At 35.7% G+C, this 16,013-nt stretch carries 13 protein-coding genes; 12 read left to right on the forward strand and 1 reads right to left on the reverse strand.

Annotated features, from left to right (window positions below):
• The first annotated feature begins 472 nt into the window (after window positions 1-472).
• The 12 genes from QVA17_RS06790 (at window position 473) to trpD (ending at window position 14,318) form a co-directional block, all read left to right on the forward strand.
• Complete coding sequence (locus QVA17_RS06790; protein WP_287387260.1) at window positions 473-3,115, forward strand: valine--tRNA ligase; 2,643 nt, start codon at window positions 473-475, stop codon at window positions 3,113-3,115.
• 133 nt (window positions 3,116-3,248) lie between these two features.
• A complete protein-coding gene (locus QVA17_RS06795) occupies window positions 3,249-3,605 on the forward strand; it encodes a PAS domain-containing protein (protein WP_287387261.1) in 357 nt (118 codons plus the stop codon).
• A 12-nt stretch (window positions 3,606-3,617) separates the two neighbouring features.
• Window positions 3,618-5,585, forward strand: a complete 1,968-nt coding sequence (locus QVA17_RS06800; RefSeq protein ID WP_287387263.1) for an NAD(+) synthase — start codon at window positions 3,618-3,620, stop codon at window positions 5,583-5,585.
• 20 nt (window positions 5,586-5,605) lie between these two features.
• Window positions 5,606-6,646, forward strand: a complete 1,041-nt coding sequence (locus QVA17_RS06805; protein ID WP_287387265.1) for a hypothetical protein — start codon at window positions 5,606-5,608, stop codon at window positions 6,644-6,646.
• A gap of 77 nt (window positions 6,647-6,723) precedes the next feature.
• Window positions 6,724-7,371, forward strand: a complete 648-nt coding sequence (locus QVA17_RS06810) for an HAD family hydrolase (protein WP_287387268.1) — start codon at window positions 6,724-6,726, stop codon at window positions 7,369-7,371.
• 150 nt (window positions 7,372-7,521) lie between these two features.
• Window positions 7,522-7,944, forward strand: coding sequence for a large conductance mechanosensitive channel protein MscL (gene mscL, locus QVA17_RS06815; protein WP_027430443.1), 423 nt, complete (start codon window positions 7,522-7,524; stop codon window positions 7,942-7,944).
• 430 nt (window positions 7,945-8,374) lie between these two features.
• Window positions 8,375-10,189: a bifunctional homocysteine S-methyltransferase/methylenetetrahydrofolate reductase gene (locus QVA17_RS06820; RefSeq protein WP_287387271.1), complete on the forward strand. Its 1,815-nt coding sequence runs from the start codon at window positions 8,375-8,377 to the stop codon at window positions 10,187-10,189.
• A 314-nt stretch (window positions 10,190-10,503) separates the two neighbouring features.
• Window positions 10,504-10,683, forward strand: coding sequence for a hypothetical protein (locus QVA17_RS06825; RefSeq protein WP_027430445.1), 180 nt, complete (start codon window positions 10,504-10,506; stop codon window positions 10,681-10,683).
• A gap of 63 nt (window positions 10,684-10,746) precedes the next feature.
• Window positions 10,747-11,142, forward strand: coding sequence for a hypothetical protein (locus QVA17_RS06830; RefSeq protein ID WP_103952186.1), 396 nt, complete (start codon window positions 10,747-10,749; stop codon window positions 11,140-11,142).
• Between the two features lie 83 nt (window positions 11,143-11,225).
• Window positions 11,226-12,017 carry a glutamate racemase gene (gene murI, locus QVA17_RS06835; protein ID WP_103952185.1) on the forward strand — a complete coding sequence of 264 codons (792 nt, stop codon included), beginning with the start codon at window positions 11,226-11,228 and terminating at the stop codon, window positions 12,015-12,017.
• 22 nt (window positions 12,018-12,039) lie between these two features.
• Window positions 12,040-13,227, forward strand: coding sequence for a flagellin lysine-N-methylase (gene fliB / locus QVA17_RS06840; protein WP_027430448.1), 1,188 nt, complete (start codon window positions 12,040-12,042; stop codon window positions 13,225-13,227).
• 83 nt (window positions 13,228-13,310) lie between these two features.
• Window positions 13,311-14,318 carry an anthranilate phosphoribosyltransferase gene (gene trpD, locus QVA17_RS06845; RefSeq protein WP_287387275.1) on the forward strand — a complete coding sequence of 336 codons (1,008 nt, stop codon included), beginning with the start codon at window positions 13,311-13,313 and terminating at the stop codon, window positions 14,316-14,318.
• A 140-nt stretch (window positions 14,319-14,458) separates the two neighbouring features.
• Here trpD and asnB read toward each other — a convergent pair.
• The coding region (gene asnB / locus QVA17_RS06850; RefSeq protein ID WP_287387276.1) for an asparagine synthase (glutamine-hydrolyzing) at window positions 14,459-16,013 on the reverse strand (1,555 nt) is incomplete at its 5' end.

Consider the following 16,013-nt stretch of genomic DNA (forward strand, 5'->3'; position numbering starts at 1 on the left):
CTTCAAAAGCGTAAGCTTTAAGCGGGGTATAAAGCTTACTAGTGTCAGAAGGGGTTAAAGTCCCCTTCTGACAGGTGGCACAAAGTGCCACTGCGTTCATGAGGAAGTAGCGAAGCGGATTCCGAATGTCCGCTTTACTATGTCAATTTAATATTTATGCTATAAGAAAGAGGAGTAAGCTAACTAGTAGCCAACAGAGAGAAGTATCCTTTGTTTACATTGGCTGGAAGATATTTTTGGTAAAGATTAGTGGAAGGTAGCTTTCTTGCAGTAAGACCGAGAACCTTTTAGGCTCTTTTGATTAAGAGATACATTTTCAAAAGCAGACTAGATGACTTAAGTCTTACCGGGAATTCCCGTTACAGAATTTAATGAGTATAATCAAAGGTGGTACCGCGTTTAATACGCCCTTTGCGAGCAAATGCCCGCAGAGGGCGTTTTCTTATTATTTATTATTTTGAAGGAGTAAAGTATGAGTAAAGAATTAGCAAAGACTTATAACCCAGCTGATATTGAAGATAGAACATATCAGAAGTGGTTAGATAAGAAGTATTTCCATGCAGAAGTTGATAGGAGTAAGAAACCATTTACAATTGTAATGCCACCTCCAAATATTACAGGTAAGTTACATATGGGTCATGCCCTTGATAACACAATGCAGGACATTTTAATTAGATTTAAGAGAATGCAGGGCTTTGAAGCTTTATGGGTTCCTGGTACTGATCATGCTTCAATTTCAACAGAAGTTAAGGTTACTAATGCCTTAAAGGATGAGGGTATTGATAAGCACGAGCTTGGTAGAGAAGGTTTCCTTAAAAGAACTTGGGAATGGAAGAAGGAATACGGCGGAACAATTACAAGCCAGTTAAAGAAGATTGGTTCTTCATGTGATTGGGACAGAGAAAGATTCACAATGGATGAGGGCTGTTCTAATGCCGTTCAGGAAGTTTTCATTAAGTTATATGAGAAAGGCCTTATTTATAAGGGTTCAAGAATCATTAACTGGTGCCCAGTATGTAATACATCTATTTCTGATGCTGAAGTTGAGCATGAGGAGCAGGCAGGACATTTCTGGCACATTAACTATCCAGTAGTTGGTGAAGACAGATGCGTTGAAATTGCAACAACAAGACCTGAAACATTACTTGGTGATAGCGCACTTGCAGTAAATCCTAAGGATGAGAGATATACAGACCTTGTTGGTAAGGAAGTTAAGCTTCCACTTACAGATAGAACAATTCCTATTATTGCTGATGAATACGTTGATATGGAATTTGGTACTGGTGTTGTTAAGATTACTCCAGCCCATGACCCTAACGATTTTGAAGTTGGTAAGAGACACAATTTACCAGAGATTAATATCCTTAATGATGATGCTACAATCAAGGTTGAAGGCAAGTATAAGGGTATGGATAGATACGAAGCTAGAAAGGCTATGGTTGCTGATTTAGAGGCAGAAGGTCTTTTAGTTAGAGTTGAAGACCACGTTCATAACGTTGGTACACATGATAGATGTAAGACAACTGTTGAGCCTATGATTAAGCAGCAGTGGTTCGTTAAGATGGAAGATCTTATTAAGCCAGCAGTAGAAGGCGTTAAGAATGGTGACATTCAGTTAATTCCAGCTTCTATGGATAAGACTTTCTACAACTGGACAGATAATATTAAGGACTGGTGTATTTCAAGACAGTTATGGTGGGGTCATAGAATTCCAGCATATTACTGTGATGAGTGCGGTGAAATGGTAGTTTCAAAGGATGAGGTTTGTACTTGTCCTAAGTGTGGTGGTCACATGACTCAGGATCCTGATACACTTGATACTTGGTTCTCATCAGCTCTTTGGCCATTCTCAACACTTGGTTGGCCAGAAAAGACAGAAGAACTTGATTATTTCTACCCTACTAACGTATTAGTTACAGGTTACGATATTATCTTCTTCTGGGTAATTAGAATGATTTTCTCTGGTTATGAGCAGATGGGTAAGAAGCCATTTGATAAGGTATTATTCCACGGTCTTGTTCGTGATTCACAGGGTCGTAAGATGAGTAAGTCTTTAGGAAATGGTGTAGATCCACTTGAAGTTATTGAAAAGTACGGTGCTGATGCTCTTCGTTACACACTTATTACAGGTAATGCTCCTGGTAATGATATGCGTTACTACGATGAGAGAGTTGAAGCTTCTAGAAACTTTGCTAATAAGGTTTGGAACGCATCAAGATTTATCATGATGAATGATCCAGATAATAAGGTTAAGGCAACAGATGAAATTCCAGCTAACTTAACATCAGCTGATAAGTGGATTTTATCTAAGCTTAACAACTTAGTAACAGAAGTTACAGACAACTTAGAGAAGTATGAAATGGGTATCGCTGTAGATAAGATTAACAACTTCTTATGGGAAGAGTTCTGTGACTGGTATATTGAAATGGTTAAGCCAAGACTTTATAACGATGAAGATACAACAAAGGTTGCAGCTATTTGGACTTTAAAGAAGGTATTAATTGATGCCTTAAAGTTACTTCACCCATATATGCCATTTATTACAGAGGAAATCTTCTGCAATATTCAGGATGAAGAAGAATCTATTATGATTAGTAGCTGGCCTGTATATGATGAGAAGTTTAACTTCGCTGATGAAGAGAAGGCTATTGAGGCTATTAAGGTTGCAGTTAGAAATATCCGTAACTTAAGAGCTGAGATGAATGTAGCTCCAAGTAGAAAGGCAGCAGTTTATGTTGTATCTGAGGATGCTTGGGTTAGAGATACATTTGCAAATGCTAACGCTTTCTTTGCAACTCTTGCTTACGCTTCAGAAGTACATATTCAGGAAGATAAGACAGGAATCTCTGAAGATGCTGTTTCAACAGTTATTCCAGATGCAGTAATCTACATTCCATTTGCTGAATTAGTAGATATTGATAAGGAAATCGAGAGATTATCTAAGGAAGAGAAGAAGCTTAACGGCGAAATCGCTCGTTGTAACGGTATGTTAAATAATGAGAAGTTCGTATCTAAGGCTCCAGAAAGCAAGATTAACGAAGAGAAGGAAAAGCTTGCTAAGTATAGTGCTATGCTTGAGCAGGTTAAGGAGAGATTAGCTTCACTTCAGAAGTAAATTTTTTCTAAAAATATTTGTAAAATATAATATTAGACTAGATAATATGCCTGATTTAGCTTATTATTTAGTTAAGTATAGTGATTGGCCACCTCGAATTTTCGGGGTGGCTATATAGAAAGGTAGGATTTTTATGGCAGATTCAATGATAGCAGTACCTTACGTATGTTTCTCAATTCTTATGAGAAGCGGTAGAATTCTTGATATCGATGAGAGATTTACAGAAGTTTTAGGTTACACAGAGGAAGATATTAAGGACGGAAAGATTAGTTTTAAGAACTTAGTACCTGATGTAGAATATGAGTCTTTAATTCAGGAATTTAGAGAACAGTTTATTGAAAAGAGATATGTTTGTTATCAGCATGAGTTAGTTTCAAAGGACAATCGTATAACAAAGGTTGTATCTTTCTACAGACTTGAGAACAAATTACTTGACGGACACAGAGTTTTAAGAGTTTCTTGTGCAATGCCTGAAAATCTTAGTGAATAAGGAGTTTCTTTAATGAAAGATGGTTTTGTAAGAGTTGCAAGTATGACTCCTAAGGTAACAGTAGCGGATGTTAGAGCAAATCTTGAGGCAGTTAAGGTCTTAATGAAGGAAGCTTATGACAAGGGTGCAGCTATCGTTTCTTTTCCAGAGCTAGTTTTAACTGGCTATACTTGTAATGATTTATTTTTACAAAAAAAGCTATTAGATGAGGCTAAAAAGGCTTTAGTAGAGTTAAAGGAATATTCTAGTGAATTTTCTGGAACTCTTTTCTTTATTGGACTTCCATTACAGGTAAAGTCTAAGCTTTATAATGTTGTGGCAGCAGTAAAGGATGGAGAAATTCGCGGCTTTACAACAAAAAAGCATATTCCAAACTATGGGGAATTCTATGAGGCAAGATGGTTTAATCCGGGTCCTGTTAAAGGGGGTTTTATAGAATTTGGTGAGGACTACATTCCTTTTTCAAATGAACTTTGCTATAAATTTTCAAATTTCGAGGACTTAATCGTAGGCGTTGAAATTTGCGAGGATTTATGGACAGTTAACCCACCAAGTACATCTATGGTTACAGTGCAGGGGGCATCTTTAATTGTCAATGCTTCGGCAAGTAACGAGCTTATTGGCAAGGCAAACTATAGAAAGAGCCTTGTATCAAGTACTTCAGCTAGACTTCTTTGCGCTTATGTTTACACAAGTGCAGGTGAGGGCGAATCCACTCAGGATATTGTCTTCTCAGGTCATAATATTATTGCTGAAAATGGTAGCGTGCTCGCAGAGTCAAAGCGTTTTAGCGGTGAGAGCATCTATGCTGATATTGATGTTGAAAAGTTAGTTGCTGAAAGACGCAGAATGTCTACCTTTAGAGCAAATGAGGATAGATCAGCAGATTTTGCAGCTATAATTAATCTTGATGAAATTAGAAAATTAGATTTAGAGCTTAATAGATTTTATGATAAGGCACCTTTCGTACCTTCTGATAAGGAGGAGAGAGATGCAAGATGTGAGGAAATCTTAAATATTCAGTCATATGGCTTAAAGAAGAGATTAGAACATACTCATTCTAAGTCAGCGGTTATTGGTATTTCAGGTGGCCTTGATTCTACACTTGCATTACTTGTTACTGCAAGAGCCTTTGATTTATTAGGTTTAGATAGAAAGGGCATTACTTGTGTAACAATGCCTGGATTTGGTACAACTGATAGAACTTATTCTAATGCAGTTTTACTTACAAAGAAGCTAGGTTGTTCTTTAAGGGAGATTAGTATTGTAGATGCTGTTAGACAACATTTTCATGATATTAATCACGATGAGTCAGTGCATGATGTCACTTATGAGAACAGTCAGGCAAGAGAGCGTACACAGCTTTTAATGGATATTGCTAATCAAACAGCAGGTCTTGTAATAGGTACAGGGGATTTATCAGAGTTAGCTCTTGGTTGGGCTACATACAACGGCGATCACATGTCTATGTATGCTGTAAATGTATCTATACCTAAGACTTTGGTAAGACATTTGGTTAGATTTTATGCTGATACATGTAAGGAAGAGGAATTATCTAGAGTCTTACTTGATGTACTTGATACACCAGTATCTCCAGAGCTTTTACCACCAGATAAGGATGGCAAGATTGCTCAAAAAACTGAGGATTTAGTAGGCCCTTATGAGTTACATGATTTCTTCCTTTATCACATGTTAAGATTTGGCATGACACCAAAGAAATTATTTAGAATTGCAAAGCTAGCTTTTGCAGAGGAAATCAAAGAAAATACATATTCGGATGCTATAATCTACAAATGGCTTCGTACCTTTACTTGGAGATTCTTTGCTCAGCAGTTTAAGCGTTCTTGTTTACCAGATGGACCTAAGGTTGGTTCTGTAGCAGTATCACCAAGGGGAGATTTAAGAATGCCAAGTGATGCAAGCTCACATGTTTGGATGCTTGAACTTGACGAACTTAAAGAAGAGCTAGGTATAGAATAATTTATGGAGGTTTCTAAAAAATGGGAAAGAAACAGGAAAGTAATGAAAATACTGGAAAAGTCGTTACTAAGTATGACAAGAAGGTAGCTAAAAGAAAGGAAGAGGAACGTAAGGCAAAGCGTAATAAATTTATTGCAAAAATCGTTGCCTTATGCCTCGTGGCAATTATTGTAATTAGCGGTGTTGCTGCATTTTCTTTAAGATACTATAGAATTCATACACAGTTTATTAAGGTTAATAATGAAAATGTAAGCGAAATCGAATTTGATTTCTATTACGGCATGACTAAGTCCACATTATTTAATACTACACTTTATAGCGACATGACATATCTTGATTATTATGAGAATTACTTAGGCTATAGTTCTTCAAAGAAGGATAAGGCTCAGACATATTCTGATGATTACACATGGTATGATTATTTCGCATCACAGACAGTTGATACAATTAAGGAATATAAGGCTTTACTTCAGTTAGCAGATGAAGCTGGTTATGAGTATACAACAGCTGATGATGACTACAATGAATTTGTTGAAAATATTACATCAACAGCAGAGTCTAATAGCATGTCCGTTAAGGAATATGTTAAGTCACTTTACGGCGACAATGCTAGCCTTTCAAATATCAAGTCATATATTCTTGAAGTTTTAGAGGCTCAGAGCTATCTTGAGCAGTTACAGGAAGAACTTGCTGCAACTGATGAAGAAGTAGCTGCTTACATTGAGGAAAACTATTCAAGTGAAGATACAGAGTCTAGTGATTCTACTGAGACAACCGATTCTACTGAGACAACCGATTCAACAGAATCTACAGATTCAACAGAGTCAACAGAGGATAGTTCTACTGATTATGATGAAGATGAGATTAGATCAACAATTCTAAGCCAGAAGTATAACGAGGTTATTAGCCCTGTTATGGAGGCTATGAGCTTTACTAATATTCATAATAGAATTAAGATGTATAGTTCAAGCTCAAGTTCTTCAAGCACAGATTCAGAGGATTCTGATACAAGCGAGGAATCAACAGAAGAATCACAAGAGTCAACTAGTCAGGCTGAATAATTAAAAGAAAGTTTAGTTAGGCGCCATTTTTGGCGCCTTTTTTGACAATAGACTAGGCTTGAAAGGAAATTAGATTTATGAATTACGAAGATTTATATAAATACAATTATGCCATTTTTGATTTAGATGGAACTTTACTAGATTCTTCTGATGTTTGGACAAAGGTGGATGAGGAATTTTTAAAGAAAAGAAATATTCCTATGACAGAGGAATATGCCATTGAAATTAAAAAGCATAATTTTGAATCTGGTGCAGTTTATACAGTTGAGAGATACAATTTAGAGGAAAATCCAAAAGACATAGTAAATGAATGGTATGGCATGGCAATTAAGGCCTATAGAGAGGACATTATGCTAAAGCCTGGCGCCTTTGATTTACTTAAGAAGATGAAGGACTTAAATATTAAGCTTGCAGTGGCTACCTCTTCAGATGAGGTACTTTATAAGGATTGCTTAATTAGAAACGGCATTTATGACTTCTTTGATGTCTTTGTACAGACTAAGGAAGTTAATAGAGGTAAGGAATTTCCTGATGTCTATATAGAGGCGGCAAAGCGTATTGGAGCAGATATTTGTGATTGTCTTGTATTTGAAGATTTATATGTTGCTATAAATGCAGCAAAATCCGCAGGCTTTAAAACTATTGGCGTATTTGATAAGTCTAATTTAGATGATATTGATGCCATTAAGGATGCTTCTGATTATTACATAGAGCAATATTGCTAATCTAGGGCATTAGTAAGGGAGAATTGTCATAAGATTGATTTTTCTATTGCCAATTTTAATGAAATAAACTAAAATAAATTCTAGAAGTGTTTTAGAAAGTTTTCTAGAATAATATCAAGAATAAATCTATGAATTGGGGAGGATTATCATATGAAAAAATTCTTTAAAGAATTCAAGGAATTCGCTCTTAAGGGAAATGTAATGGATATGGCAGTCGGCGTTATTATTGGTGCTGCATTTGGTAGCATTGTAACAGCCCTTACAACTGATTTCATCAATCCATTAATCAACTCAATTGGTGGTGCTAGCTTTGGTGGTAAGATTCATTTACCATGGTCTGGCACAGGTGAGAATGCTCAGTATCTTTTATGGGGTGATTTCTTAACACAGGTTGTAAACTTCATTATTATGGCTTTTTGTATCTTTGTTATGGTTAAGGCTATTAATAAGCTTACAAGTCTTGGTAAGAAGGAAGAAGTTAAGGACCCAACAGAGAAGGAGTGTCCATACTGCTTTAGTAAGATTTCAATTAAGGCAACACGTTGCCCACATTGTACATCTGAATTAAAGTAGGATAATAGCAGATTTAATAAGTAATACCCCGCGTAAGCGTTAGCTTTGCGCGGGGTAAAATTTTCTTTAAAAATATTTGCAATAAAAAAGAAGCCAGGCATCAATAGGTCTCCCTCCTATCATTACTAGCTTCTTTTTTATTTTACTTTTTGTTAATAAAAGGCCTCCCAACTTTTCATCAACGTAAACCTATATAATACTGTGTCACGATCTTAATTTATACACAGTCTTGTTTCTTTCTTACAAGAGAATATTAACATAGTATTAAAAATTCTTGTTCACTCCAAAAGGGGGGTATTTCTATCAAAACGAATCGCTTTTGTACTTATTCCTATACATTAAATTTTTATTAACAAAAATTGAAAGTAATATGTTATACTCAAACACAGTGTTTATCCTTTAAAATCGGGGGTTATTAGGTAAGGAATTTATGAATTTAAAAGCTTTTTTAAAAGATAATCGATTAATGATAGATGGCGCTTTTGGTACATATTATAACAATCTTTTTGATACTAATGAATTACCAGAATTTGCCAATATAACTAATAAAGATAGGGTAATTAATATCCATAAAGAATATATAGAGGCTGGTGCTAAGCTTATTAGAACTAACACCTTTGCATGTAATAGCATAAGCCTTGATACAAGTATAGATAGGGTTAAGGACTATATAAGAGCTGCTATTTCTAATGCTAGAACAGCTATTAAATTAGCGAAGAAAGAAGCTAATAAGGAAGATGAGCTTGGCGCTAGCGATACATTTTTAGCAGCATCCATAGGGCCTATCCCATTTAGTGACTTAATGGATAGAGAGATGCTTACAAAGGAGTATCTTGAGATAGTTTCTGCCTTTATTGAAGAAGGGGTTGAAATCTTTGATTTTGAGACCTTTGATAGCCTAGATTACATAATGGAGGCTATTAAGCTTGCTAGTAAACATGGTGAGGTTTTAGTAAGTTTTTCCGTTAATCAGTATGGATATAGTAATGCTGGCCTTTCTGCAAGACATTTATTAGAGGATGCAAACAACTGCGAGGAGATCTTTGCAACAGGCTTTAATTGTGGGGTTGGACCTAGTCACATGGAGGCAATTATAAAGAAGCTTAGCTATATGATAACTAAGCCACTTATAGCAGTTCCTAATGTGGGTTATCCTTCTAATGTCAGCGGTAGAATGGTTTTCCTTAATCAGAACGTGGATTATTTTAAAGAAAGAATTGATAACTTACTTGACTGTGGCGTTGATATTATTGGAGGCTGTTGTGGTACTAATCCAAAGCATATCAAGGCTATAGCTAAGGACTTCGATTTTAATGGAAAAGTTCGTAATAATGACAATAAGGTTAAGGAGACAAGGAAAGAAGCAGTTACTGATGCGGCCTTTTATAATAAGCCTAATCAGGCTAGTGGTAAGCTAATTGCTGTTGAGCTTGCACCTCCTCTAAACGGAGATGATGAGAAGCTTATTTCTTCGGCTCTTTATTTAAAGAATAAGGGTGTGGATGTGCTTACTTTCCCTGATTCACCTTCGGGTAGAACAAGAGCAGATTCCATTCTTGTGGCTAATAAAGTAAATATCGAGACAGGAATGTGCGTTATGCCACACATTTGCTGCAGAGATAAGAACGCAATTGCTATTAGATCTCAGTTACTTGGAGCTTATGTTAATGACATTAAGAATTTCCTTGTGATTACAGGAGATCCCATTCCATCAATTGTTCGTTCAAGCGTAAAGTCAGTATTTAACTTTGATTCTGTGGGGCTTATGAATATCATTAAGGATATGAATTACGACCAGTTTAATCAAAGCCAGATGGTCTTTGGTGGTGCTATTAATCAGGGCAGAAGTAATTTTAAGGTAGAGCTAAATCGCGTCCTTAAAAAGCTTGAGGCCGGCGCTACATTTTTCTTTACACAACCAATATTTAGTAAAGAGGATATTGATAGGCTAAGGACTATAAAAGAGGCTGTGGGAGATAGGGCAAAGATATTAGCGGGGATAATGCCTTTAGTAAGCCTTAAGAATGCTAGCTTTATGAAAAATGAAATGGCAGGAATTAACGTTACTGATGAAATTATTTCCATGTATCGAGAGGACATGACAAAGGAAGAGGGAGAAGAGGTTGGTATTAAGGTGGCAAAGTCTGTTATAAGTCAGACTAAGGACTTTATTGATGGCTATTATTTTTCATTTCCTTTTAATAGAGTTTATCTTTTGGATAGAATTGTTAGTGATGAACTTTAATTTTTGATAAAAAGCGACGTAATTGACACATTTTCGAGACTTTATTTATATTTAAGAAAATGTAACAAAGCCAGTATTTACGGGGCTTTGCGCCCCTTGTGTAATTGACTATTAATAGTATATATGTTATAATTAGTCAAATGTGAATCGGATTGATATCTACATTACGATTTAGAATTCTTTCTCCCAAAAGAATTTTAAAAGACAGTTTTAATACCCGGTTAGAATTGTCTATATAAGATAAGAGAAACAATCTTTGTTTCTTACTTAGTTGCATTTATATAGCAAAGTAACAAGTCGGAGGTTTTAAGTATATGAGTATGAAAATGGATGAAACTCAGGTAAAACATTTTATTATTACTGAGAGAAGAAAGGGAACAACCATTGAAGAACTAGTATTTATCCTTCATGATAATGGGGTTCCAGACTATGAAATATCTAATTTTCTTGATTTATCAATTAGATATGTGGAAGATGTTTTGAGTGACGGTTAAAACTTATTTTAATATTTTTTATGGGAGGGATAATATATTTAAGAAAGATAGAGAGGTATTTTGATGGAAGTTTTAAAAATATCTATTACTTCTGAAGAATCAAGAAGTTATCATAATCTATTTGGACGATTAAAGGCACTTAATCTTGTAGACTGGTTAAAGGCTTATATTGTCTCAGTTATTTATGTTGTAATATTAGGAGTGGCTTTTTATGCCTTAGCTAGACAGACAGCACTTTATGTGTGGTTTGTAGTTCCTACAGCATTTAAGCTAGTAGCTTTTTTAATTCTTTTGTTTATAGCAGCTATGCAGCGTTCAGCCAATAAGCAGGTGGCTAATCTTCTTAATAAGTATTTTGTAAGTAACTTACAGGAAGAGATTTTAAGAGGAAAGATAAGACTTAAAAAAGTTAAAGTTGTAAAAGACAAGATACTAGTATATTATAGAAAAGATGAGTAAATCTCATAAATAAATATGACTATTTAAAGTGCGGCGCTTTTTGCCCGCACTTTTTGTACGAATAAGAATTACGAGGCATAAGTATGAAAGTTGGTTTTTTTGATTCTGGTATAGGTGGATTATCCACTCTACATCAAAGTATGAAGGTTTTACCAGAGGTGGACTACTATTTCTACGCGGACACAGATCATGTGCCTTACGGAGAAAAGTCCATTGAAGAGATAAGAAAATTAGTTGATCATGCAGTTGGATTTCTAGTTGATAAGGGTTGTGAAGTTATTGTCCTTGCTTGTAATACAGCTACAACAGCAGCTATAACACCTCTTCGTAATAAGTATAAGATTCCAGTAATTGGAATCGAACCTGCTGTTAAACCGGCAGTTGCCCACTGTAAGGATAAGAGAGTTATGGTTATGGCAACACCAGTTACAGCTAAAGAACCGAAATTAAAGAATCTTATTTTGAAATATGATTTGGAGAATAAGGTTGATGTCGTTCCAATGCCAGGTCTTGTTAGACTAGCACAAAACGATGAATTTTCAGGAGATAGACTCCTTAATTATATTCACAATGCATTAGCAGATTATAATTTAGCTGACTACTCACAATTAGTGCTTGGATGCACACATTTTAATTATTTCAAAGACACATTTGCAAAGGTATTCCCAAATGATATTGAAATGTTAGATGGAAATTTAGGTGTTTCAAATCATCTAAGGGAAACAATTATTAACACAGGTCTTGTAAAGGAAGAAGAACTAGTTGGAAGAGGCAGCGTGGAATACTATTATTCAGACCGTAAGATTGAAGATGGAGAAGAACTAGAACATATCAAGGCTCTTCACCAGAGATTAGAGAGAAATCTTAAGTTATAGATTAGATAAGGGTAAATAAATTATGAGATTAAGGGTTCCATTTTATTATAATGATTTTCATTGCATTACAGATAGATGTAATGATAACTGTTGTGTAGGTGGATGGGAGATAGATATTGACGAGGAAACTTATGACTATTACATGAGTCTTGAAGGGGAATTAGGTGAGACAATTCGTAATAGCATAGTAACAAGCGAAGATGGAGAGCATATGTTTAAGCTTAATAATGGACATTGCCCATTATTGCTTGACTCAGGACTTTGTAAGGTCCATGCAGAATTAGGTGAAGAACACTTAGGTGTTGTCTGTTCGCAATTTCCAAGATATAGCGAGTATTTTGGGGAGTATAAAGAATCAGGTATTGGTTTGGCCTGCGAAGAGGCGGCAAGAATTGTTTTATCAGCTAATGAGAAATTCAGCTTAGTTGAAAGCGAGCTAGATGAAGAAGTTGTAGAAGATAGTGAATTTGATAAAGAATATGCAGACATTATTTTTGCGGCACGTGATATCATTTTCAAGATCCTTGAGAAAAAGGAATTGCTTATACACGAGCGTTTAGCGTGCATATTAGAGCTTTCTGATAAGATGCAGGACTTAATTAACGAAGACGATTATGAGGGCCTAAATGCCTTAATTTCGAGCTATGATCAGTCAGATGTTGAGACCACTCTCATGTCTATTAATCGCGAATACGAGGATGGACGTTTTGATAGTCTATCTGAGACTGAAGGTATAAGAAGTATCATTTATGCTTACGAGGATATGGAAGTTTTAAATGAGGAATGGGAAAGGGATATTAAAGACGTGGTATTTAAGTTCCACGAGGCTTTAACTATCGAAGAGTATTATACCTATAATTCGAGATTTTTTGCCCTTATTCAGGAGCGTATGGATGAATATAAGAACCTTTTACAGTATTTTGTCTTTAGATATTTTGCTAAGGCAATTTATGACCATGACGTTTTAAGTAAGGCAAAGATGTTAGTTACTAATTTCTTTGTGATTAAAGAGATGGATATGGCTAAATGGATTGATAAGGGTTGGAATTTTACTCATGAAGATCAGTTAGATGTAATTCATGTTTTCTCAAGACAGGTTGAGTATTCAGAGGAGAATATGGAAGTCTTATATGAGGCCTTTATATTTGATGAAATCTTTGAAAAAGATAACCTAATGGGCTTACTTTGGATTGACAGTGTATCTATATAAATATAAAATAGTTCCATATAGTTGTCATACAACATTTGTGTGTTGTATGATTACTATGTGGGATTTTTTTATAGGAGGAAGATATGATAAAGGAAGCTATTGCAAAGCTTGTTAAGGGCGAGGATATCCCTGAAGAGCTTATGACAGAAGTTATGGAAGAAATCATGACAGGTGAAGCTACTGATGCGCAGAAAGCCTCATTTTTAACAGCACTTTCAATTAAGGGCGAGACTATTGATGAGATCACAGCAGCAGCAAGAGTTTTAAGAGCTCATTGCGAGAAGTTCTTAAATGACATGGAAGTGCTTGAAATTGTTGGTACTGGCGGAGATGGTTCTAATACAATTAATATTTCTACGCTTTCATCAATTGTTTCTGCAGCAGCAGGAATTGCAGTTGCAAAGCATGGTAATAGAGCAGCTTCAAGTAAGTGCGGTACAGCTGATGTACTTGAGGCACTTGGAGTTAAGATTGACTGTGCTCCAGCACGTTCAGCACAGATCTTACGTGATATTAACCTTTGCTTCTTATTTGCACAGAAGTACCATCCAGCAATGCGTTTTGTTGGTGGTGTTAGAAAGGAAATGGGAATCAGAACTCTATTTAACTTACTTGGCCCTCTTGCTAATCCAGCAGGTGCTACAATGCAGTTATTTGGTGTATATAGCGAAGAGCTAGTTGAACCTCTTGCTCACGTATTACACAACTTAGGCGTTAAGAGAGCTTTAGTAGTTTATGGTATGGATTCCATTGATGAGATTTCTCTTTCAGCCCCTACAAAAGTTTGCGAATTTAAGGGTGATGAGTTTAAGAGCTATGAAATCACACCAGAGCAGTTTGGTATGAAGCGTTGCAAGAAGGAAGAATTAGTTGGTGGTACACCAGAAGAGAATGCACAGTTCGCCCTTGAAATCTTAAAAGGTGCTAAGGGACCTAAAAGAGATGTTGTATTACTTAATGCAGGTGCAGCTATTTATCTTGCAAAGGATGATATTACAATGGAAGAGGCTATAGCTATTGCAGCAGATATGCTTGATAGTGGTAAGGCTCTTGAGAAGTTAAATCAGTTCATTGAAGAAAGCAATAAATGATTTGATGCTGATTATAAAAAATGCTACGATGGCATAAAGTTTAATCAGGATAATTTAGAAAAAAATTGACCTAAGACTTATGGTTTAATATAAGTCTTAGGTCTTTTTTATACAAAATCTAATTAGATATTAAGTTAGATTTAAGCTGCCATATCTGATACAAAGAAATCGTTGTACCATACAAGGAAGATGTAGATAGTCCAGATCTTTCTTGAGTTATCAGCCTTGCCTTCCTTGTGATCATCAAGATACTTAACAAGGTAGTCTGTGTTAAAGAATTCCTTAGCTGCATCGCTTGTGAAAGCTTCTTTAACGATGTTGTAATACTTCTCATCTCTTAACCAGATTCTAATTGGTACTGGGAAGCCAAGCTTCTTCTTTTCAGCAACCATATCTGGTAAGTGCTTGTTAGCTGCATGTCTAAAGGCAACCTTAGTATTCTCCTTAGTAACCTTAAGGTTAGTAGGAAGGTTCTTAGCCACATTCCAAACTTCCTTATCAAGGAATGGAACTCTAACTTCAAGAGAGTTAGCCATACTCATCTTATCTGCTTTAAGTAAGATATCACCAATTAACCAGAAGTTAACATCGATATACTGCATCTTAGTTACGTCATCTAAGTTCTTAACCTTTTCATAGTAAGGCTTAGTTAAATGTGTATGAGCATACTGGCCTGTTGGAGCCTTTAAAAGCTTATTGCGTTCTTCTTCATTAAACATGAAAGCATTACCAATGAATCTTTCTTCAACAGTCTTGCTTGCACGCTGTAAGAAACTCTTTCCCTTAAACTTAAATGGAATAGCCTTAGCTACCTTAGCAAGAGCCTTTCTAACTGGAAGAGGAAGCTTCTGGAAAGCTGCTAAATCCATTGGTTCCTTGTAAATGTTATAACCACCAAAGAATTCATCAGCACCTTCACCTGACATAGCAACCTTAACATGTTCTGCAGCTGTCTTACTTACAAAGTATAGAGCAATAGCAGCAGGATCAGCTAAAGGCTCGTCCATGTGATACTGAATCTTTGGAATAGCTGACCAATATTCTTCACTTGAAACAAGCTTAGAATAGTTGTCAATCTGTACCTTCTCTGAAAGAGACTTTGCATAATCGATTTCGTTATACTTGTTATAATCAAAACCTACTGTAAATGTCTTGTCTCCGTTAAATGTAGCAGCAACATAGCTTGAATCAACACCACTTGAAAGGAATGAACCAACTTCAACATCTGAAATCTTGTGGTATTCGATAGAATTTGCAACTACATCATCGATTTCCTTAATAGCCTCATCCATAGTCTTTGTAGAATCTGGAGTAAACTCAGGCTCCCAGTATCTTTCAATTTCCATTTTGCCTTCTTTAAATGTAAAGCAATGACCTGGCATTAACTTAAAGATGCCCTTAAAGAATGTCTCTTCAAGTACTGAGTACTGGAAAGTTAAGTAGTTTTCAAGGGCTACAGGATTAACTTCTCTCTTAACATCAGGGTGCTTTAAGATGCTCTTAATTTCTGAACCGTAAACTAAATTGTTGTTAGCAACTGTATAGTAAAAAGGCTTAATACCAAAGTAATCTCTAGCGCCAAATAAAGTCTTATTCTTGCTATCCCAAATAACAAAGGCAAACATACCTCTTAACTTGTTAAGTAAGTCCTTGCCGTATTCTTCATAACCGTGAATTAAAACTTCAGTATCTGCC

Source organism: Lachnospira sp. (genome assembly GCF_016290755.1).
In the GTDB taxonomy this organism is placed as follows: domain Bacteria; phylum Bacillota; class Clostridia; order Lachnospirales; family Lachnospiraceae; genus Lachnospira; species Lachnospira multipara.